A 19,824-nucleotide genomic window follows, 5' to 3' on the forward strand; every position below is an offset into this window, starting at 1 on the left:
GCACAGGGCCAGATAGGGTGAGCGCCGTGGCCGAGACCGCGCCGCTACGCGTGCAACTGATCGCCAAGACCGACTTCCTGTCGCCGCCGGATGTGCCCTGGACCACCGACGCCGACGGGGGTTCCGCGCTGGTCGAGTTCGCCGGCCGGGCCTGCTACCAGAGCTGGTCCAAGCCGAATCCGCGGACCGCGACCAACGCCGGCTACATCAGGCACATCATCGACGTCGGGCATTTCTCGGTGCTGGAGCACGCCAGCGTGTCGTTCTACATCACCGGCATCTCGCGGTCGTGCACCCACGAGCTGATCCGGCACCGCCATTTCTCCTACTCCCAGCTCTCGCAGCGCTACGTGCCAGAACACGACTCCCAGGTGGTGTTGCCGCCCGGCATCGAGGACGACCCCGAGCTGCGCGAGATCCTGACCGCCGCCGCGGACGCGAGCCGGGCCACCTACATCGAGCTGCTGGCCAAGCTCGAGGCCAAGTTCGCCGACCAACCCAACGCGATATTGCGTCGCAAGCAGGCCCGCCAGGCCGCCCGCGCGGTGCTGCCGAACGCCACCGAGACCCGCATCGTCGTCACCGGGAACTACCGGGCCTGGCGGCACTTCATCGCCATGCGGGCCAGCGAGCACGCCGACATCGAGATCCGGCGACTGGCCATCGCATGCCTCCGTCAGCTCGTCGACGTCGCACCCGCGGTGTTCGCCGACTTCGAGATCTCCACGCTCGCCGACGGCAGTGAGGTCGCCACCAGCCCGCTCGCAACCGAAGCCTGAGCCCGCGGTGCTATGAACCTCGCCGTAGCCAGGTAATCTGGGGAATCGTGAGCACCGTCGGATTCGATGCGCCAGCGCGCCTGGGAACCCTCCTGACCGCGATGGTGACACCGTTCGACGCCGATGGCGCCCTGGACACCGCCGCCGCGGCCCGGGTGGCCACCCACCTGGTGGACCAGGGATGCGACGGTCTGGTCGTCTCGGGAACCACGGGTGAGTCGCCGACCACCACCGACGACGAGAAGCGCGAATTGCTCCGCGTCGTCCTGGAAGCGGTCGGGGACCGGGCCCGCATCATCGCCGGCGCCGGCACCTACGACACCGCACACAGCATCAAGTTGGCCGAGTCCGCCGCCGCTGAAGGTGCCCACGGCCTGCTGGTGGTCACTCCGTACTACTCGCGGCCGCCGCAGAGCGGACTGATAGCGCACTTCACCGCCGTTGCCGACGCGACGGACCTGCCGGTGCTGCTCTACGACATCCCGCCCCGATCGGTGGTGCCGATCGAATTCGACACCCTGCGCGCGCTGGCGGCACATCCCAACATCGTCGGCGTCAAGGACGCGAAGGCCGATCTGCACGGCGCGGGCCAGATCATCGCCGAGACCGGCCTGGCCTACTACTCCGGCGATGACGCACTGAATCTGCCCTGGCTGGCCATGGGTGCCACCGGCTTCATCAGCGTGATCTCCCACCTGGCGGCGGGCCAGCTGCGTGAGTTGTTGTCCGCCTTCGCTTCCGGTGATGTGGCGACCGCGCGCAAGATCAACCATTCGGTGGGGCCGCTGTGCAACGCGATGAGCCGCCTCGGCGGAGTGACGCTGTCCAAGGCGGGCCTGCGCCTGCAGGGCATCGACGCCGGCGACCCACGCCTGCCGCAGGTCCCGGCCACACCGGAACAACTCGACGCGCTGGCCGCCGATATGCGCGCGGCCTCTGTTCTACGGTGATCTGACGTTGTACGAGGAGCTCGCCCCACCAGGTCCCTTGGCCGCAGGTGGGCTGCGGGTCACCGCGCTCGGCGGGATCAGCGAAATCGGCCGCAACATGACGGTTTTCGAGCATCTGGGCCGGCTGCTGATCATCGACTGCGGCGTGATGTTTCCCACCCATGACGAACCCGGCGTCGACCTGATCCTGCCCGACCTACGTCATATCGAGGACAGGCTGGACGACATCGAGGCGTTGGTGCTCACCCACGCCCACGAGGACCACATCGGGGCGATCCCGTTCCTGCTCAGGCTGCGGCCGGACATCCCGGTCGTCGGCTCCAAGTTCACCCTCGCGCTGGTCGCCGCCAAATGCCGCGAGCACCGCATCAAACCGGTGTTCGTTGAGGTCAAGGAGGGCCAGAGTAGCCGGCACGGAGTATTCGAGTGCGAGTATTTCGCCGTCAACCACTCCATTCCGGACGCGCTGGCCATCGCCGTCTACACCGGCGCCGGCACCGTCCTGCACACCGGTGACATCAAACTCGACCAGCTCCCACTCGACGGCCGTCCCACCGACCTGCCCGGCATGTCACGCCTCGGCGACGCCGGCGTGGACCTGTTCCTGTGCGACTCCACCAACGCCGAACACCCCGGCGTCGGTCCGTCGGAGAGCGAGATCGGCCCGACGCTGCATCGCCTGATCCGCGGCGCCGACGGCCGGGTGATCGTGGCGTGTTTCGCCTCCAACGTTGACCGCGTCCAGCAGATCATCGACGCCGCAGTGGCATTGGGCCGGCGGGTGTCTTTCGTCGGGCGGTCGATGGTGCGCAACATGGGCATCGCCCGCGAACTCGGTTTTCTGAAGGTAGCCGATTCGGATCTGATCGACATCGCCGCCGCCGAAGAGATGCCGGCCGACCGGGTTGTGTTGGTCACCACCGGAACTCAGGGCGAGCCGATGGCGGCGTTGTCGCGGATGTCCCGCGGCGAGCACCGCAGCATCACGCTGACCGCCGGCGACCTCATCGTGTTGTCGTCGTCGCTGATCCCGGGCAACGAGGAAGCCGTCTACGGCGTGATCGACGCGCTGGCCAAGATCGGCGCCCGTGTCGTCACCAATGCCCAAGCGCGGGTGCATGTTTCGGGCCACGCTTATGCCGGCGAGCTGCTGTTCCTGTACAACGGGGTGCGTCCGCGGCACGTCATGCCGGTGCACGGCACCTGGCGGCACCTGCGGGCCAACGCCAAGCTGGCCGCCAGCACCGGGGTGCCCGAAGAGTCGATCATGTTGGCGGAGAACGGCGTCAGCGTCGATCTGGTGGCCGGCAAGGCCAGCATCGCCGGCGCGGTACCGGTCGGCAAGATGTTCGTCGACGGGTTGATCACCGGCGACGTCGGCGAGATCACCTTGGGGGAGCGGCTCATTCTGTCCTCGGGCTTCGTCGCCGTGACCGTGGTGGTGCACCGCGGTACCGGTAAGCCGGTAGCGACGCCGCACCTGAGCTCCCGCGGCTTCTCCGAAGACCCCAAGGCGCTGGAACCCGCGGTGCGCAAGGTCGAGGCGGAACTGGAATCGTTGGCGGCCAACAACGTCACCGATCCGATCCGGATCGCTCAGGGCGTGCGTCGCACCGTCGGCAAATGGGTGGGCGAGACGTATCGCCGGCAGCCGATGATCGTGCCGACGGTCCTCGAGGTGTAAACGCTTCCGCGAGTGTGAATCTCACGACGGGACACGCCGATCAGGCGTCGCAGATTTCACGCTCGCCGGCCCGGGGTGCCGAAAAGGCCTAGACCTTCTCCGCGTAGGCCGACCATTCGATCTGTGACGCCGGAAGGTTGCGGCCGGTGGGCCTGACGTAACGCTCGACGAGCTCGTCCGGCCCCACCTGCTCCACCAGTCGCCAGCCGTATTCCTCGAGAAACCCGCCCACTTCCTCGGGCAACAAGCCGAAGTGCCACAGTTGACGTCGTCCCCGCACCGAACGGTACAACGTGGGTGAGCCATACCGGTTCGTGCCGTCGATGAAGTCGCGCCGGACGTAGCTGAACACCATGCGACTGCCGGGCGCCGTCGGCCGCAGCCCTTCCAGCGTGGTGCGCACGGCGTCCTCGGTGAGGTACTGGGTGACGCCCTCCCAGATGAAAAACACCCGGTAGTCGGTGCGATATCCATGCTCGGCCAGCGAGGTCAGCAGGTCATCGCGCTGAAAATCCAGCCCCACCAGCCGAACTGACAGCGGCAGCTCGCCCAGCACCTTGCGGACAGTCCGCGCCTTGCGGGCGATGTTGACCGGCAGGTCCACCTCAAAGACCGGTTTGCGGATCTGCCGGGTCAATAGGTAAGCGCGGGTGTCCAGACCCGCGCCGAGAATCACCACCGCGTCGATGTCGGGAAGCGCTTCGGCCAGTTTGTCGCCGACAAAACGTTTGCGGCAGACAAGATTGGCCCACAACCCGGGGCCGGTCCGCTCCGATGCACCGACCAGCGCCCGCCGCAACACCGTCGCCCGGGTGGCCGTCGCGAGCCAGCGCAGGGGCGCCGGCAGGAACAGCTCGGCGAGGTCGTCGTCCACCAGCCGGCGGTCGGCCGGTTCGTTCTGCTCGACCGCGCACAGCAACATCGGTCCGAATGCCGTGCGGGCAGCGGGATTACGAGCCACGAGCTACCGCTTGTTCACCGAGCCCGCGTCGACCGGCAACGTGACGCCGGTGATGTAGCGGGCCTGGTCGGACACCAGCCACGCGACAGCATTGGCGATGTCCTCGGGCTGCAGGATCTGCACCGGCAGCGCGTTGCTCATGCCGGGCGCCCGGCCGGTCTTGCTGACCAGATCGGTGAGCCACTGACGGATGAACTCGTTGTTGATCATCGGCGTGTCGACGCCCGAGGGGTGCACAGAGTTTACCCGGATATCATGTGGCGCAAGCAGATTGGCATACAGGCGCATCAAGCCGACCAGGCCGTGCTTGGCAGCGGTGTAGCCGATCGACCCGGCGTCGGCACTTCCGACACCTGCCAGGCCGGCGGCCGAACTGATCAGCACGATCGATCCGCCGTCACCCTGCTCGATCATGATCGGAGTCGATACGTCGACGGTGTGGTAAGCGCCGGTGAGGTTGACGTCGATGACATCACGCCAACCCTCCGCCGACTGCATAGGGGCTATCCCGGCATTGGCGATCACGATGTCCAACCGGCCGAACTCGTCGACCCCGGCCTGCAATGCGGCCGCCAGCGATTCGCGGTCCCGGACGTCGCCCTGTCGGGCCACGATCCGCCCTCCGGCGTCTTCCACGAGTCTGACGGTGTGCGCCAGGTCCTCGGCGGTGCCCAACGGGTAGGGCACGCTGTCGATCCGGCCGCACAGGTCGACGCCGATCACATTCGCACCGTCAGCGGCCAACCGGAGCGCATAGGCGCGTCCCTGACCACGCGCGACGCCGGTGATGAAGGCCGTCTTGCCTTCCAGGGGCCGGGCCATCAGGCGCGGATTTGCCCTTTATCGGGGTCCCCGGCCGGAACCGGTGCCAGCATCTTGATGTCGGGCGCCCCGGCCAGGTGCTCGCCGACGGCGCCGAACATCTTGCCGATCGCGGGCGCCGTGCTGTGGGTCTTCAGCGCCTCCTCGTCGGCCCACTGCTCCACGAAGACGAACGTCTCACCCGTCTGGTGCAGCGAATACAGCTGGCAGCCGGGCTCGCCGTGCACCTCCTCGACCGCGGTGGTGAGGGCATCGCGGACGGTGTCGACCGATTCGGGCTTCACGGTCAGCGTGGCGACGACGACTACGGGCATGCTGGGTCCTCCTGACGACTGTGGCGGGCGGGTTTGAGCACTGTGGTCACCCTACCCACATCGACGGCGCACACCGGTGTCAGCTGCCGCCTGGCTGCTGGTCGGCGGTGCGACTGAGCCCCACCAGGTCGAGCACCACAGCGGCCGGGCTGCCCGCAGCTGCCATCAGAGTGAACGGCCGCTGATGGGCGGCCAATTGGTCGCGAGTCATGAACAATGCCCGCACACCCTTGCTGGTCAGCAGGGTGACCTGGTCCAAGAGCACCGTCAAGCCGACCGTGCCGCCCTGGGCGGCATCCGAGAGGTCAGCGCTGAACTGGTCGGCGGTCAAGGCATCCACCGCCCCGGTCACCGTCAGTGTCGCCCTGCCGGGTTCGTCGTAGCGTTCGGCGCGGTAGGAGTGCGGCCCGAATGCCGACGGGCTGCTTCCGGGTCTGCTGGAAGCGACCAGTGCGGGGCGAGATACTTTGTGCCGCAACGTCACTACCGTGCCGTTTCCAGCCGGTCGCGGCGCGCCGTCATGCTTGACGGTCACCTCGTCGAGGAGCCGTTCCATCATCGCCAGGCCACGTCCCCGGCCGATATCGGCAATTCCGGGCGTGCGCCACTGCCCGTCGTCGCCGATGCAGACTTCGGCCACGCCGCCGGGTTGCAGCTTGCCGGTGACGCGCAGCGGTCCGGGTGCACAGTCGGGATAGGCGTGCACAGCCACGTTGGCGATCGCCTCGTTGACGGCCAACTCGATCGCCAGCGTGGCCTCATCGCTGATATCGATTGCGGTCAGCCAGGTCCGGATTCCGTTGACCGCTTCGGTGATGCCGTTGTCATCCGCAAGGGTCGACACGGTCAACTCCGGTGGGGGCGCGGCGACGAGTTGTACCGCCAGCGTGGTCACATCGTCGTCATACCCAGTGCGGGTGAGCAATTCGACGGTCAGCTGACACGCGCGCGCCGCCGGCGAATCCGCCGCGCCGGTGGGCAGCACACGGTTCGCGACCGCGTCGGCCGCCACCTGCGCCACCTCCGCGTAGCCTTCGGCCATGGTTCTGCCCGGACGCTCGATGAGGCCGTCGGAGTACAGCAGGACCACGTCGCCGGCTTCCAGCGACCTGCGGACGACGGCGTGGTGATGCCCGACTCCCAATGGCGCGCTTCCACTTTGGTGCAGGAATCGGGTGTTGCCGTCCGCGCTGACCACGACGGGAGGCGGGTGCCCGCACAGGCAGAACTCCATGTCCGTGGTTCGCGGGTCGATCACGACGATGCCGACAGTGGCGGCCCGAAGTGGTCGCTTCTTCGCGGCGAACGCGTCTACCTGCGCGACGGCGGAACCGAGGTCCGCAGCGGTGGTCAACGCCAGCTCGAGTGCTGCGCGCAGCTGCCCCATGGCCGCCGATGCCGCCACTCCGTGCCCCACCACGTCGCCCACCACCAGAGCCATGCGTCCGTCGTCGAGCGGTAGCGCGTCGAACCAGTCGCCGCCGGCGGCCTGGTCGCGTGATGCAGTCAAATAGCGGGCCGCGATGTCGATATGCGGGACCACCGGAAGCTCGATGGGCAGCAGTGCCCGTTGCAGTTCGTCGACCACCTCGCGGGTTGCCTCGTAGCGGCGTTGCGCTTCTGCGGCCCGTCGCCCCGCAAGCTCACGCTCCATCACCTGGTCGGTGACGTCGTTTGCGTACGCAAGCACCCACTGCCGGTTCTCAGGATGTGGGGTGACGACAAAGCTCAGCCACCGCTCCTCGACCCGGTTGGACGCCGGGTGCTCCCAGTGCACTCGCCACTCCCGGCCGATTTCGGTACGGCCGCTGGTATAGACCCGCTCGATCACCGGGTTCATCAGCTGGCCGTCCAATTCCGGAAACACCTCGGAGACCGTGCAACCGATCACATCGTCTCGGCCCGCGACGTAACGGAACGCAGCATTCGCGGCCACCAAACGCAGGTCCGGGCCCTGCCAGCAACACGCCATGACATCCATCGCTTCGAACACCGACTGCACCACTGTTGCATCGCCGACCCGGCCGTCGAGGTGCTCGCGTTCCGACACCCCACCACAATGCCCCTTCGGAGCCTGCGAAGTAACGGGTTGAGCAAGCCGCGATAAACCAATCGTTACCAGTGTGGCGGGTGGTGCTGATGTTGTTGTTGCGACTACGCTTGCGGGCATGGCCAGTAAGACCGCAGCCCGCTCCGGAGCACGAACGAGCAGGTCGGGGGCCACTTCGCGGGGCGCGGCCGCAGGTGGGCGATCCAGTGCGTCGACCCGTGCGCCCAAGAAGCGTCCGAGCAAGCCCGTCAAGCGGGTGAGCCGGCCGGCCAAACGCCGCAATCAGTCTCTGCTGGTGATGACCGGACGCGCCTGCGGCCGGGCCGCGCGCGCGAGTTGGATGATGGCCGCCAGGGGGACCGGGGGCGCGGCGCGCTCGATCGGCCAGGCGCGCAACATCGAACCGGGACATCGCCGCGACGGGATCGCGCTGGCGCTGCTCGGTATTGCCGTGATCGTCGCCGCCAGTTCATGGTTCGACGCCGCCCGCCCGGTGGGGGCGTGGGTAGACGCGGGTTTGCGGATGTTCGTCGGCTCGGCGGTGGTTCTGCTTCCGCTGGTGGCCGCCGCTGCCGCAGTTGTCCTGATGCGCACCGAGCCCGACCCCGACGCGAGGCCGCGGCTGATTCTCGGCTCCAGCCTCATCGCGCTGTCGTTTCTGGGACTGCGCCACTTGTGGTCCGGCTCGCCGGAAGATCCCGAATTGCGCAGGCGGGCAGCGGGATTCATTGGCTTCGCGATCGGGGGACCGCTCTCGGACGGATTGACCCCGTGGATCGCGGCGCCGCTGTTATTCATCTGCGCGCTGTTCGGGGTGTTGCTGCTGACCGGCATCACCATCCGCGAGGTACCCGACGCGCTTCGAAACATGTTCGGCACCAGGCTGTTCCAGCGTGAGTACGAAGACGACGAATACGACGACTTCGCCGGCGACGACGCGGACACCGTCGAGGTCGCACCGGCCGAGGACTTCTCGGACGGCTATTACGACGAAGCACCGCTACGCCCCGAGGACGAGCCCAAGCCCTGGCCCACGGCGGAGCTCGACGAACCCATCGCGGATGAGACGCCGACCGCTCCGGAGCCCAAGACCCGCCGGCGCGGGGGGAAGGCCGAGAAGCGCGACACCCAGGTGCTGGACCGGGTGATCGAAGGCCCGTACACGCTTCCCCCGCTCGATCTGCTGGTGGCCGGCGACCCGCCCAAGAAGCGCAGCGCCGCCAACACTCACATGGCGGGTGCCATCGGCGAAGTGCTCACCCAGTTCAAGGTCGACGCCGCGGTGACCGGGTGCACCCGCGGGCCGACGGTCACCCGCTACGAGGTGGAGCTCGGCCCCGGCGTCAAGGTGGAGAAGATCACCGCGCTGCAAAAGAACATCGCCTACGCGGTGGCCACCGAGAGCGTGCGGATGCTGGCCCCGATTCCGGGCAAATCCGCCGTCGGCATCGAGGTGCCCAACACCGACCGCGAAATGGTGCGGTTGGCCGACGTGCTCACCGCTCCGTCGACCCGCCGGGACCACCACCCGCTGGTGATCGGCCTGGGCAAGGACATCGAAGGTGACTTCATCTCGGCGAACCTGGCCAAGATGCCGCACCTGCTGGTGGCCGGCTCGACCGGCTCGGGCAAGTCCAGCTTCGTCAACTCCATGCTGGTGTCGCTGCTGACCCGTGCCACCCCCGAAGAGGTCAGGATGATCCTGATCGACCCGAAAATGGTGGAACTGACGCCCTACGAAGGCATTCCGCACCTCATCACGCCGATCATCACCCAGCCCAAGAAGGCGGCGGCGGCGCTGGCGTGGCTGGTCGAGGAGATGGAACAGCGCTATCAGGACATGCAGGCGTCGCGGGTGCGCCACATCGATGACTTCAACGCCAAGGTGCGATCCGGGGAGATCACGACGCCGCTGGGAAGTCAGCGGGTGTACCGGCCCTATCCGTATGTCCTGGCGATCGTCGACGAGCTCGCCGATCTGATGATGACCGCGCCGCGCGACGTCGAGGACGCCATCGTGCGGATCACCCAGAAGGCGCGCGCCGCCGGCATCCACCTGGTCCTGGCCACCCAGCGGCCCTCGGTCGATGTGGTGACCGGGCTGATCAAGACCAACGTGCCCTCCCGGCTGGCGTTCGCGACGTCGTCGCTGACCGACAGCAGGGTCATCCTGGACCAGGCAGGCGCGGAGAAGCTGATCGGTATGGGCGACGGGCTGTTCCTGCCGATGGGGGCCGGCAAGCCGATCCGGTTGCAGGGCGCCTACATCACCGACGAGGAGATCCAGGCCGTCGTCGCCGCCTGCAAGGACCAGGCGGAGCCCGAGTACACCGAGGGGGTCACCGCTGCCAAACCCAGCGGTGAGCGTGCCGACGTCGACCCCGACATCGGTGACGACATGGATGTGTTCCTGCAGGCCGTGGAGCTGGTGGTGTCCAGTCAGTTCGGTTCGACCTCGATGCTGCAGCGCAAACTACGGGTGGGCTTTGCCAAGGCGGGCCGGCTGATGGACCTGATGGAGACGCGCGGCATCGTGGGGCCCAGCGAAGGGTCCAAGGCCCGCGAGGTGCTGGTCAAGCCCGACGAGCTGGCTGGCACGCTGGCGCTGATCCGCGGCGGCAGCGGTGCTGACGGCAGCGACCCGGACGAGGACTAGCCCTAGCAGCGCGAGCAGACGCGAAATCGCACCAAAATCACAGGTTTTGCGCGATTTCGCGTCTGCTCGCGGGGCTAAAGCACCAGCAGCATCCGGGAGTTGCCCAGAATATTGGGCTTGACGTAGCTCAGGTCCAGGAATTCCGCGACACCGATGTCGTAGGAACGGCACATCTCCTCGAACACCTCGGCGGTCACCGGAGTGCCCTCGATCTCGGTAAACCCGTGCTTACCGAAGAACTCGGTCTCGAAGGTCAAGACGAACAGCCGCTCGAGTTCCAGCTCCCGGGCCACCTCGAGCAGCCGATTGACGATGGCGTGTCCGACTCCGTGCCCGGTCAGCTGGGGGTCGACGGCGACGGTGCGGATTTCCCCGAGATCGGCCCACAACACGTGCAGAGCGCCACATCCCACCACTCTGCCGGCGATTTCCGGGTCTTCGGCGACCCAGAATTCCTGAATGGCCTCGTAAAGCGTCACCAGATTCTTCTCCAGCAGAATCTTTCCGGCGTAGGTGTCCACGAGTTGTTTGATCGCTGGAACGTCAGACGTTCGTGCTCGCCGAACCACCGGCCGGTAATCCCGTCGACTTTCGGTCACGGGGAAACAGTATCGACATCACTGACCACATGAGCTGGCCAGCCGTTATTCTGAGGCCGTGTCGGGGCAACTGCAGGCGGGTCAGGTAGCGGGTCAGGCCCGTATCGCCAATCTGGCGAATGTGCTCACGCTGCTCCGGTTGTTGCTGGTTCCGATATTCCTGTACGCGCTGTTCTACGGCGACGGCCACCACTCGTGGGCGCGGGTGGCGGCGTGGGCGATATTCGCGGCGGCCTGCATCACGGACCGCTACGACGGCCTGCTCGCCCGCAACTACGGCATGGCGACCGAATTCGGGGCGTTCGTGGACCCGATCGCGGACAAGACGCTGATCGGAGCGGCGCTGATCGGGCTGTCCATGCTCGGCGACCTGCCCTGGTGGGTGACGGTGCTGATCCTGACCCGGGAAGTGGCGATCACCGTGTTGCGGCTGGCTGTCATCCGCCGCGGTGTCATTCCCGCCAGCTGGGGCGGGAAGCTCAAAACGGTGGTCCAGGCCGTGGCGATCGGGTTGTTCGTGCTGCCCCTGTCCGGGATTCTGCACACCGCGGCCGTGGTGGTGATGGGTCTGGCGATTCTGCTCACCGTCGTCACCGGCATCGACTACGTCGCATCTACGGTCCGGGAAATTCGCCACACCAAACGCGACATCTAGGGAACCATTGCGGCCATCGCCCGCGTTCACCTGAAGTCCCATGAATTCTTGGGGATGACCGGACGAAGGGGAGCACGATGGCGTCACTAGTGCGTGAGGTGGTTGGCGACGTGCTGCGGGGGGCCCGGACATCGCAGGGCCGGACGCTACGCGAGGTGTCCGATTCGGCGCGGGTGAGCCTCGGGTATCTGTCGGAAATCGAGCGCGGCCGCAAGGAGCCGTCCAGCGAGCTGCTCACCGCGATCTGCGACGCCTTGCAGGTCCCGCTGTCGCAGGTGCTCATCGACGCCGGCGAGCGAATGGCCCGGGAAGAGCGTGCCAGCCGTGCTGCCTCAATCGATGCCAGCATCAAGGTTGTCATCCCACCGGTGGTCTCGCTGGCCGTTGCGTGAGCCCGGCGGGTAGACCCGCGGCCACGAGATATGCACCATGGGTGGGGCGATGAGAGCTGACCCACTAAATTGAGCGGCAGGGTAAGCGTTGCGGCCCATCCGGCACACAAGAAGAAGCGAAGGCGGAGCTAACTGATGGCCAATCCGTTCGTCAAAGCGTGGAAGTACCTCATGGCGCTGTTCAACTCCAAGATTGACGAGCACGCCGACCCGAAAGTGCAGATCCAGCAAGCCATCGAAGAGGCACAACGCACCCACCAGGCGTTGACTCAGCAGGCCGCGCAGGTGATCGGCAACCAGCGCCAGCTGGAAATGCGGCTCAACCGGCAGCTGGCGGACATCGAGAAGTTGCAGGTCAACGTGCGTCAAGCGCTCACGCTGGCCGACCAGGCCGTCGCCGGCGGGGACGCCGCGAAGGCCACCGAGTACAACAACGCCGCGGAAGCGTTCGCGGCGCAGCTGGTGACGGCCGAGCAGAGCGTCGAAGACCTCAAGACGCTGCATGACCAGGCCCTGCAGGCCGCAGGCCAGGCCAAGAAAGCCGTTGAACGCAACGCGATGGTGCTGCAGCAGAAGATCGCCGAGCGCACCAAGCTCCTCAGCCAGCTCGAACAGGCCAAGATGCAGGAGCAGGTCAGCGCTTCGCTGCGGTCGATGAGCGACCTCGCCGCCCCCGGCAACACGCCAAGCCTCGACGAAGTGCGCGACAAGATCGAGCGGCGGTACGCCAACGCGGTCGGCTCCGCCGAGCTTGCGCAGAGCTCGGTGCAGGGTCGGATGCTCGAGGTCGAGCAGGCCGGCGTGCAGATGGCCGGGCACTCCCGGCTCGAGCAGATCCGCGCGTCGATGCGTGGGGACGCACTGCCCGCGGGCGGCGCGGCCGCACCGGGTGTCACTCCGGCGACGCCGGCTACCGAGCCGGGCGGAGCCGTACCCGATAAGCCGTTCGGTCAGTAGGCGGGTCGATGGCGGCGAAGTCGAATCAGCGCGGACTGTTGCGAGGGTTGCTGCAGCGCGGGTTCGACACCGCTGCCGACCTGACCGACCTGGTCGCCCGCAAGATCAGCGCCGCCAGCGACCCGCGGGCGCGCCAGTTGCGCCGACGGCGCCGCGCACTGCGGTGGGCCTGGATCTTCACCGCCGGCGTGGTGTTCTGGGGGCTGGTGACCGCGGTGCTGGCGGCCTGGGGCTGGTTTGCGCTGCTGCTGCAGATCACCGGCGCCGTGGCGGTCGTGATGGTGATTCCGGCGACGTTGTTGTTCTTCCGCTACTACTGGTTGAAGTCGGACCCGCTGCCTGCGGAACGCCCGTCCGGCCCCCGTCGCCTGCCGCCGCCCGGTTCGGCCGCCCGGCCCGCGATGTACGCCCTGGGTGCCTCTGAGCGCGGCTTCTTCTCGCTACTGGGCGTGATTGAGCGGGGCGCGATGCTGCCGCCCGGCGAGATCGCCGACCTGACCGACGCGGCCAAGCGAACCTCGGCGGCCATGGCGGCGACCTCCGCCGAGGTGGTGTCGATGGAACGCGCCGCGCACAACACCGAGGGATCGCGTCAGTATCTGGTGCCGACCATCAACGCCTACACCGCACAGTTGGGTGCCGGCGTCCGCCAGTACAACGAAATGGTCACCGCCGCAGCGCAATTGGTGTCATCGGCGAACGGCGAAGGCGGAGCGACCCTGTCGCAGCAGCGCTATCGTGACGAGTTGGTCGGTGCGACCGATCGCCTGCTGAGCTGGGCGCAGGCGTTCGACGAGCTCGGCGGGTTGCCGCGGGCGATTTAGGGCGCGCCGGCTACGGGAACTTCAGACCGTTCAGGCCGTTCAGCCGCAGGCTAAGGCAGCAGACCGCTCTGGCCGTTCTGGCCGAGCAGCAGACCCCCGGTGCCACCAGCGCCAGCGTTGCCGTTCCCACCGGTGCTCTGCCCGCCGTTGCCGCCGTTGCCGCCCCCGCCCAGCAGGAAGGCGTTTCCGCCGTTTCCGCCGCTTCCGGCCTTCCCCACCAGCGTTTCTCCGCCATTGCCGCCGTTGCCGCCATCTCCGAGCAGCGCGCCTTTACCGCCGGCTCCGCCATCACCGCCGGCGCCGCTTTCGCCAGCTCCGCCGCCGCCACCAGCACCGCCGGAACCGTAGAGGGCGCCGGCGTTACCACCGGCCCCGCCCTGCCCACCACTGTTGCTGCCCAAGCCACCTGCACCGCCGGCGCCGCCAGAGCCGATCAACCCGCCGTTACCGCCGCCGCCCCCAGCACCGCCGTTGCCGAATGGGACCACCCCGCCGTACCCGCCGGCTCCGCCGGCGCCGCCGTTGCCGAACAAGAAACCGGCATTGCCGCCCTGCCCGCCCGCGCCGGCGACACCACTGAAGGTGGTGTCGCCACCCGTGCCGCCGTCCCCTCCGTTGCCCAGGATCGTGCCTCCCCCGCCGCCGGCGCCACCGAGGCCGCCGGCCTGACTTCCCGTGCCGCCGTGCCCCCCGGCCCCGCCTTCACCGAATAGGCCGCTGGCGCCACCTCCTCCACCATTACCGCCTACGCCACCCCCGCTGCCGCCGATGCCGCCAGCGCCACCAGCACCGCCGCCGGGGCCGAAGATGCCACTGGCGCCGCCGGCTCCGCCGGCGCCACCCCTGTTGGTCGGGTCGCCGCCCGCCCCGCCGACCCCGCCGGCGCCCCCGGCGCCGAAGAGTCCGCCCGCGCCGCCGGCCCCGCCAGCGCCCCCGCTGTTACCGGCGAAGTTGGCGGAGCCGCCGGTGCCGCCGTTGCCACCGGCGCTGAACAGCCCGCCGGCACCCCCGGCGCCGCCCGCACCGCCGTTCAAGCTGCCAGCGAGGTCGGTCCAGCCGCCGTTGCCGCCGTTGCCCGCGCGACCCCACAGCAGCCCGGCCGCGCCGCCGTTACCGCCGGCCCCGCCGGTCTTTCCGGCCTGGCCGAACGAGCCGTCGCCTCCGGCGCCCCCGTTGCCGAATAGTCCTGCCGCGCCGCCATTGCCGCCTTTTTGGCCGGCGCCGCCCAGGCCCGATCCGCCGTTTCCGCCGTTGCCCCACAAGATCCCACCCGCCCCGCCGTCCGCGCCGGTTCCGGGCTTGCCGTTGGCGCCGTTGCCGATCAGGGGGCGGCCGAGGGCCGAGATGAAGGGCGCGTTGATGAGGTCGAGCAGTGGCCCGAGCGGAGACACGGCGGCGGCCTCAGCGGCCGCATACTGCCCGGCGCCAGCGGCCAGGGTCTGCACGAACTGCTGGTGGAACGCCTCCGCCTGCACACTGAGTGCCTGGTAGGACTGACCGTGTCCGTTGAACAGCGCGGCAACCGCCGCGGAGATCTCGTCGGCGCCCGCGGCCAGCATCGAAACGGTGGGGGCGGTGGCCGCGGCGTTGGCCGCGCTGACCGTCGAGCCCAGACTTGCCAATTCCGTTGCTGCCGCCGTCACGAACTCCGGCGAGGTGATTACGAACGACATCCCAGACCTCCACACGCCATGGCCAATAGGTCACGCCTGTCCAGGGTTGCCAGCTCACCCTCGAGACAAGGCAGGGGAATGTTATAGCGACCCCGAGCCACGGGGGTTCGTTTTCGGTGAGAGTTTTTCGTATTTCGGCGACGGGGGCGCCCGGCGGTCTACAAGGTCGCGCGCAGCGACGGAACCACCAGGCCGGCCAACCCGCGCAGCGTCGCCTTCAGCATGTCGAAGCTGTCGAAGTAATCCCGCCAGAGCGTGATCCGCCCGTCGTGCAGCTCGAATGTGCCGCAGACCCAGAACTGCAGCCGCAGCGGGCCCAGGATCAGCGCGTCGGTTCTCTCGGTGAGCACGGCGGAACCGTCGGCGGCGATGCGGTGGATTTTCACCTCGAAGCCGATCCGGCCCTGCATCTTGCTCAGCAGTGCCGTCGTCTTCCGGCCCCCGCGGATCCGGGAGAATCCGACGTTCTCGTAGACGAGATTGTCGTGCAGCAACGCGTCGACGGTGTCGAAGTCCTCGGCCTGCAGGGCGTTGAGGAAATCCTCGACAGCGCGGATGTTGTCGGTGGTTTCGGCTCCGGATGCGGGCCCCTTCTGAGTCAGCTCAGTCATAGTTGCCAGCGTAGGCGAATTCGGGTGTGGCAGGGTGAGGCGGATGCGCGTCGCCGTGGTCGCCGGACCCGATCCCGGACACTCGTTTCCCGCGATTGCGCTGTGCCAACGCTTCCTGGCGGCCGGTGATTCGCCCACCTTGTTGACGGGCGCCGAGTGGCTGGACGTAGCACGCGCCAACGGGATCGATGCGATCGAACTGGACGGCCTGGTGGCCACCGATGAGGATCTCGACGCGGGCGCCCGGATTCACCGTCGCGCCGCACGGATGGCCGTGCTCATCACGCCGACTTTGCGTGGCCTGACGCCGGATCTGATCGTGTCCGACGTCATCACCTCGGGCGGCGGACTGGCCGCCGAGTTGCTGGGGATCCCGTGGGTCGAGCTCTGCCCGCACCCGCTGTATCTGCCGTCGAAAGGGTTGCCGCCGATCGGCAGTGGCCTGGCGCCCGGCACCGGCCTGCGCGGCAAGCTGCGCGACACCGTGATGCGCGCGCTGACGGCCCGGTCCGTGCGGGAGGGGTTGCGGCAGCGGGCGACCGTCCGGGCAGAGATCGGGCTGCCGGCGCGGGATCCAGGGCCGGTACGGCGGCTGATTGCGACACTGCCCGCGTTGGAGGTCCCACGTCCGGACTGGCCGGCCGAGGCGGTCGTGGTGGGTCCGTTGCATTTCGAGCCGACCGACCGGGTGTTGCAGATCCCGCCGGGGCCGGGACCGGTGGTGGTGGTCGCGCCGTCGACGGCATCGACGGGCACCGTAGGAATGGCAGAACTGGCACTGCAACACCTGAGGCCGGGGGAGACCCTGCCGGCGGGTGCGCGGGTGGTGGTGTCCCGGTTGGGCGGTGACGAGTTGGACGTACCGCCCTGGGCGACGGTGGGGCTGGGTCGCCAGGACGAGCTGTTGACGCACGCCGACGTGGCGATCTGCGGCGGCGGCCACGGGATGGTGGCCAAGACTCTGCTGGCCGGGGTGCCGCTGGTGGTGGTCCCCGGCGGTGGGGATCAGTGGGAGATCGCCAATCGGGTGGTACGCCAAGGCAGCGGGCGGCTGATCAGGCCGTTGACCGGCGAGTCACTGGTGGCCGAGGTCGGCGAGGTGCTGTCGTCGCCGCGGTACCGTGTGGCCGCGCGGCAAGCCGCCGCGAGCGTCGCTGAGGTGGCCGATCCGGTGCGGGTGTGCCGCGAGGCGTTGGCGGTCGCCGGCTGAACGGTAGGTTGGCTGGAGTGCGGCTGACCGAGTTCAACGAACGGGTGGTGCTGCGTTTCGGCGCCGCGTACGGCTCCTCAGTGCTGGTCGACCACGTGCTGACCGGGCTGGGCGGTCGTACCGCTGCGCAGGCGATCGAAGAGGGTATCGAGCCCCGCGACGTGTGGCGGGCATTGTGTGCCGACTTCGACGTGCCGCGTGAGCAGTGGTAATTCCCCGGTTCCGTTGATCCTGCGTCCAGGGCAGCGATCCGCCGGAAATCGCACCCTCACCGCAGAGTGGGCGCAGGATCGCTACAGCGCGCAATCGCCGCACTTGCCGCCGCCCGGGATGCGGTAGTAGAGGCAACAGCTGTTGCGCCGGAAATCCAGGTTCGCGCTGGTGATCACGCCGGTGCCGGCCAGGTTGCCGATGTCCAGCAACGCGGTCGTGGTCCGGGCGATCGGCACGCGGAGATCGGGGCGCGCCAGCATCAGCTGCCGCGACGTGCCCGCCAGTGCCGACGCGATGTTGCCGTAGAGCAGCCCTGGCGCCAGACCGACCTGCAAGCCGGCCGCGAGCCGGTCCAGGTGGTCTTGCACGACGAGCCGGTACAGCAACTCGGGGGAGACGGTCTCGACGGGCACTCCGACGGGTTGCGGCAGCCTCAACTGGGCGCCGTCGTCGGCCCGATGCAGGTCGGTCAGGTCCGGGATGACGTGGTGGGCCAGCGCGCACGCGAGGACCGGTGACCAGAGCCGGGCGGCGTGCCCGAGTTGCACCAGGGATGCGCCGATGCGTAGGTCGGAGGTCGCGTAGCGGCCGGTGGTGGCGTCGATGAGGTCGGCGTACCCGGTGGCATAGGACTGCGCGACCGGGTGCCACCCGGCCGGATCTCCGCCCACGGTCAGGGCGAAAAACCCGCCATAGGTGGAAATTTCGGCCAGTTCCGCAGCGATGTTCATGTGTTCTTCGAGGTGATCCTGCCACACGCGGCGTGTCGAACTTGAGTCGAACAAGTGTTCGGCTACTGTGGTGATCATTCGGAGATCTCGACTTGTCGGTGGCCTTCTCTAGTGTCACGGCCAACCGACCGAAACCGGTCACCGAACACCGACTACAGGAGAGGCATCATGGCTCAAGCCCCCGATCGCGAGAAGGCTCTCGAACTGGCTATGGCCCAGATCGAGAAGAGTTACGGCAAAGGCTCGGTGATGCGCCTCGGGGACGAGGTCCGCCAGCCCATTTCAGTGATTCCGACCGGGTCCATCGCACTGGACGTGGCGCTGGGCATCGGCGGCCTCCCCCGGGGCCGGGTCATCGAAATCTACGGCCCGGAGTCCTCCGGTAAGACCACCGTCGCGCTGCACGCGGTGGCCAATGCCCAGGCTGCCGGCGGTGTCGCGGCGTTCATCGACGCCGAGCACGCGCTGGACCCGGACTACGCCAAAAGGCTGGGCGTCGACACCGATTCGCTGCTGGTCAGCCAGCCGGACACCGGAGAACAGGCGCTTGAGATCGCCGACATGCTGATCCGTTCGGGTGCGCTCGACATCGTGGTCATCGACTCGGTGGCGGCGCTGGTGCCGCGCGCGGAACTCGAAGGCGAGATGGGTGACAGCCACGTCGGTCTGCAGGCCCGGCTGATGAGCCAGGCGTTGCGGAAAATGACTGGTGCACTGAACAATTCGGGCACCACGGCAATCTTCATCAACCAGCTCCGGGACAAGATCGGCGTGATGTTCGGCTCCCCGGAGACGACCACGGGTGGCAAGGCGCTGAAGTTCTACGCGTCGGTGCGCCTGGACGTCAGGCGGATCGAGACGCTCAAGGACGGCACCAATGCAGTGGGTAACCGCACCCGGGTCAAAGTGGTCAAGAACAAGGTCTCGCCACCGTTCAAGCAGGCCGAGTTCGACATTCTCTACGGCAAGGGCATCAGCAGGGAAGGTTCGCTGATCGACATGGGTGTGGATCAAGGCTTCATCCGCAAGTCCGGTGCCTGGTTCACCTACGAGGGTGAGCAACTCGGTCAGGGTAAGGAGAATGCCCGCAACTTCTTGATGGAGAACGGCGACATCGCCAACGAGATCGAGAAGAAGATCAAGGAAAAGCTCGGCATTGGTGCAGTGGTGACCGATGACAGCGTCCTGCCCGCCCCCGTCGACTTCTGAGTCCTCTCGTCGCGAGGAGCAGGCGCGGGCACTGTGCCTGCGCCTGCTCACCGCGCGATCACGGACCAGGGCCGAGTTGGCCGGTCAGTTGACCAAGCGGGGATACCCCGACGACGTCAGCAACCGGGTGCTGGATCGGCTGGCCGGCGTCGGCTTGGTCGACGACACCGACTTCGCCGAGCAGTGGGTGCAGTCCCGTCGCGCCAACTCGGGAAAAAGCAGGCGTGCACTGGCCGCCGAGTTACACACCAAGGGCGTCGACAATCAGGTGATCGACACGGTGCTGGCCGGTATCGACGCCGGCGCCGAACGGGAGCGTGCTGAGCAGCTGGTGCGGACGAAACTGCGGCGTGAGGTGCTGAGCGAGGACGACACCAAGGTGACCCGCCGCCTGGTCGGAATGCTGGCCCGCCGCGGGTACAGCCAAACGGTGGCGTGCGAGGTGGTGCTGGGCGAGTTGGCGGCCGAACGGGAGCGCCGGCGGGTCTGAAGGGCCCCCCGGCGCGGCCGCCGTTGCGGCCGCCATCAAGGCCG

The 19,824-nt window shown here is 67.9% G+C and carries 20 protein-coding genes; 12 read left to right on the plus strand and 8 right to left on the minus strand.

The features are described 5' to 3' along the window. The first annotated feature begins 26 nt into the window (after nucleotides 1-26). The 3 genes from thyX to C0J29_RS11255 are packed head-to-tail and all read left to right on the plus strand — an operon-like array spanning nucleotide 27 to nucleotide 3,413. The gene (thyX, locus tag C0J29_RS11245) at nucleotides 27-779 is read left to right on the plus strand and encodes an FAD-dependent thymidylate synthase (protein ID WP_120794678.1); all 753 of its coding nucleotides are present in this window, start codon (nucleotides 27-29) and stop codon (nucleotides 777-779) included. 47 nt (nucleotides 780-826) lie between these two features. Next, nucleotides 827-1,729 (plus strand): 4-hydroxy-tetrahydrodipicolinate synthase, encoded by a 903-nt coding sequence (dapA, locus tag C0J29_RS11250; protein WP_120792368.1) that lies wholly within the window; start codon nucleotides 827-829, stop codon nucleotides 1,727-1,729. Nucleotides 1,730-1,736: 7 nt separating this feature from the next. After that, entirely contained in the window at nucleotides 1,737-3,413 is a 1,677-nt protein-coding gene (locus C0J29_RS11255) for a ribonuclease J (RefSeq protein ID WP_065162603.1), read from the plus strand. 88 nt (nucleotides 3,414-3,501) lie between these two features. Here the strand turns inward: C0J29_RS11255 and C0J29_RS11260 are convergent, their stop codons facing one another. The 4 genes from C0J29_RS11260 to C0J29_RS11275 all read right to left on the minus strand — a co-directional run bounded on the left by C0J29_RS11260 (nucleotide 3,502) and on the right by C0J29_RS11275 (nucleotide 7,560). Further along, nucleotides 3,502-4,374, minus strand: coding sequence for an SAM-dependent methyltransferase (locus tag C0J29_RS11260; protein ID WP_120792369.1), 873 nt, complete (start codon nucleotides 4,372-4,374; stop codon nucleotides 3,502-3,504). Nucleotides 4,375-4,377: 3 nt separating this feature from the next. Further along, complete coding sequence (locus tag C0J29_RS11265) at nucleotides 4,378-5,196, minus strand: mycofactocin-coupled SDR family oxidoreductase (RefSeq protein WP_120792370.1); 819 nt, start codon at nucleotides 5,194-5,196, stop codon at nucleotides 4,378-4,380. Next, complete coding sequence (locus tag C0J29_RS11270) at nucleotides 5,196-5,510, minus strand: putative quinol monooxygenase (protein ID WP_065045009.1); 315 nt, start codon at nucleotides 5,508-5,510, stop codon at nucleotides 5,196-5,198. The genes C0J29_RS11265 and C0J29_RS11270 overlap by 1 nt, the downstream gene beginning before the upstream one ends. 79 nt (nucleotides 5,511-5,589) lie before the next feature. After that, nucleotides 5,590-7,560 carry a SpoIIE family protein phosphatase gene (locus C0J29_RS11275; protein WP_162951437.1) on the minus strand — a complete coding sequence of 657 codons (1,971 nt, stop codon included), beginning with the start codon at nucleotides 7,558-7,560 and terminating at the stop codon, nucleotides 5,590-5,592. 118 nt (nucleotides 7,561-7,678) lie between these two features. Between C0J29_RS11275 and C0J29_RS11280 the strand changes: the two genes are divergently transcribed. Then, entirely contained in the window at nucleotides 7,679-10,216 is a 2,538-nt protein-coding gene (locus C0J29_RS11280; RefSeq protein WP_120792372.1) for a DNA translocase FtsK 4TM domain-containing protein, read from the plus strand. 74 nt (nucleotides 10,217-10,290) lie between these two features. On the opposite strand, the gene C0J29_RS11285 is transcribed toward C0J29_RS11280, so the two are convergent. Further along, complete coding sequence (locus C0J29_RS11285) at nucleotides 10,291-10,815, minus strand: amino-acid N-acetyltransferase (protein WP_065045012.1); 525 nt, start codon at nucleotides 10,813-10,815, stop codon at nucleotides 10,291-10,293. Nucleotides 10,816-10,873: 58 nt separating this feature from the next. Between C0J29_RS11285 and pgsA the strand changes: the two genes are divergently transcribed. The 4 genes from pgsA to pspM all read left to right on the plus strand — a co-directional run bounded on the left by pgsA (nucleotide 10,874) and on the right by pspM (nucleotide 13,643). Further along, a complete protein-coding gene (pgsA, locus tag C0J29_RS11290) occupies nucleotides 10,874-11,470 on the plus strand; it encodes a CDP-diacylglycerol--glycerol-3-phosphate 3-phosphatidyltransferase (RefSeq protein WP_197748199.1) in 597 nt (198 codons plus the stop codon). 77 nt (nucleotides 11,471-11,547) lie between these two features. Continuing rightward, the gene (gene clgR / locus C0J29_RS11295) at nucleotides 11,548-11,862 is read left to right on the plus strand and encodes a transcriptional regulator ClgR (protein WP_065045014.1); all 315 of its coding nucleotides are present in this window, start codon (nucleotides 11,548-11,550) and stop codon (nucleotides 11,860-11,862) included. Between the two features lie 135 nt (nucleotides 11,863-11,997). Continuing rightward, complete coding sequence (gene pspA, locus C0J29_RS11300) at nucleotides 11,998-12,819, plus strand: phage shock protein PspA (RefSeq protein ID WP_120792374.1); 822 nt, start codon at nucleotides 11,998-12,000, stop codon at nucleotides 12,817-12,819. Nucleotides 12,820-12,827: 8 nt separating this feature from the next. Further along, nucleotides 12,828-13,643, plus strand: a complete 816-nt coding sequence (gene pspM / locus C0J29_RS11305; RefSeq protein WP_120792375.1) for a phage shock envelope stress response protein PspM — start codon at nucleotides 12,828-12,830, stop codon at nucleotides 13,641-13,643. 50 nt (nucleotides 13,644-13,693) lie between these two features. Here the strand turns inward: pspM and C0J29_RS11310 are convergent, their stop codons facing one another. Then, nucleotides 13,694-15,316: a PE family protein gene (locus C0J29_RS11310; protein ID WP_120792376.1), complete on the minus strand. Its 1,623-nt coding sequence runs from the start codon at nucleotides 15,314-15,316 to the stop codon at nucleotides 13,694-13,696. Nucleotides 15,317-15,474: 158 nt separating this feature from the next. Further along, the gene (locus C0J29_RS11315; protein WP_065047145.1) at nucleotides 15,475-15,927 is read right to left on the minus strand and encodes a limonene-1,2-epoxide hydrolase; all 453 of its coding nucleotides are present in this window, start codon (nucleotides 15,925-15,927) and stop codon (nucleotides 15,475-15,477) included. Nucleotides 15,928-15,970: 43 nt separating this feature from the next. On the opposite strand from C0J29_RS11315, the gene C0J29_RS11320 reads away from it, so the two are divergent. Next, entirely contained in the window at nucleotides 15,971-17,137 is a 1,167-nt protein-coding gene (locus C0J29_RS11320) for a glycosyltransferase (RefSeq protein WP_120792377.1), read from the plus strand. Between the two features lie 17 nt (nucleotides 17,138-17,154). After that, complete coding sequence (locus C0J29_RS11325) at nucleotides 17,155-17,349, plus strand: DUF3046 domain-containing protein (RefSeq protein ID WP_065047141.1); 195 nt, start codon at nucleotides 17,155-17,157, stop codon at nucleotides 17,347-17,349. 81 nt (nucleotides 17,350-17,430) lie between these two features. On the opposite strand, the gene C0J29_RS11330 is transcribed toward C0J29_RS11325, so the two are convergent. Then, nucleotides 17,431-18,081 (minus strand): (2Fe-2S)-binding protein, encoded by a 651-nt coding sequence (locus tag C0J29_RS11330; protein WP_120794680.1) that lies wholly within the window; start codon nucleotides 18,079-18,081, stop codon nucleotides 17,431-17,433. Between the two features lie 168 nt (nucleotides 18,082-18,249). Here C0J29_RS11330 and recA point away from each other — a divergent pair, with 168 nt between their 5' ends. Both recA and recX read left to right on the plus strand, forming a co-directional pair. Continuing rightward, nucleotides 18,250-19,290: a recombinase RecA gene (gene recA / locus C0J29_RS11335; RefSeq protein ID WP_120792378.1), complete on the plus strand. Its 1,041-nt coding sequence runs from the start codon at nucleotides 18,250-18,252 to the stop codon at nucleotides 19,288-19,290. Further along, on the plus strand, nucleotides 19,256-19,780 hold the full coding sequence (gene recX, locus C0J29_RS11340) for a recombination regulator RecX (RefSeq protein WP_065162612.1): 525 nt from the start codon (nucleotides 19,256-19,258) through the stop codon (nucleotides 19,778-19,780). Before recA ends, recX begins: the two co-directional genes overlap by 35 nt. Nucleotides 19,781-19,824: the final 44 nt, after the last annotated feature.

Origin of the sequence: Mycobacterium paragordonae, assembly GCF_003614435.1 — a bacterium.
Classification (GTDB): domain Bacteria; phylum Actinomycetota; class Actinomycetes; order Mycobacteriales; family Mycobacteriaceae; genus Mycobacterium; species Mycobacterium paragordonae.

Excerpts from the sequence above, each read along its gene's own strand:
- C0J29_RS11265 (WP_120792370.1), bottom strand. The coding sequence starts at position 5,196 with ATGGCCCGGCCCCTGGAAGGCAAGACGGCCTTCATCACCGGCGTCGCG.
- C0J29_RS11270 (WP_065045009.1), bottom strand. The coding sequence starts at position 5,510 with ATGCCCGTAGTCGTCGTCGCCACGCTGACCGTGAAGCCCGAATCGGTC.
- C0J29_RS11280 (WP_120792372.1), top strand. The coding sequence starts at position 7,679 with ATGGCCAGTAAGACCGCAGCCCGCTCCGGAGCACGAACGAGCAGGTCG.
- clgR (WP_065045014.1), top strand. The coding sequence starts at position 11,548 with ATGGCGTCACTAGTGCGTGAGGTGGTTGGCGACGTGCTGCGGGGGGCC.
- pspA (WP_120792374.1), top strand. The coding sequence starts at position 11,998 with ATGGCCAATCCGTTCGTCAAAGCGTGGAAGTACCTCATGGCGCTGTTC.
- pspM (WP_120792375.1), top strand. The coding sequence starts at position 12,828 with ATGGCGGCGAAGTCGAATCAGCGCGGACTGTTGCGAGGGTTGCTGCAG.
- C0J29_RS11310 (WP_120792376.1), bottom strand. The coding sequence starts at position 15,316 with ATGTCGTTCGTAATCACCTCGCCGGAGTTCGTGACGGCGGCAGCAACG.
- C0J29_RS11315 (WP_065047145.1), bottom strand. The coding sequence starts at position 15,927 with ATGACTGAGCTGACTCAGAAGGGGCCCGCATCCGGAGCCGAAACCACC.
- C0J29_RS11320 (WP_120792377.1), top strand. The coding sequence starts at position 15,971 with ATGCGCGTCGCCGTGGTCGCCGGACCCGATCCCGGACACTCGTTTCCC.
- C0J29_RS11330 (WP_120794680.1), bottom strand. The coding sequence starts at position 18,081 with ATGAACATCGCTGCGGAACTGGCCGAAATTTCCACCTATGGCGGGTTT.
- recA (WP_120792378.1), top strand. The coding sequence starts at position 18,250 with ATGGCTCAAGCCCCCGATCGCGAGAAGGCTCTCGAACTGGCTATGGCC.
- recX (WP_065162612.1), top strand. The coding sequence starts at position 19,256 with ATGACAGCGTCCTGCCCGCCCCCGTCGACTTCTGAGTCCTCTCGTCGC.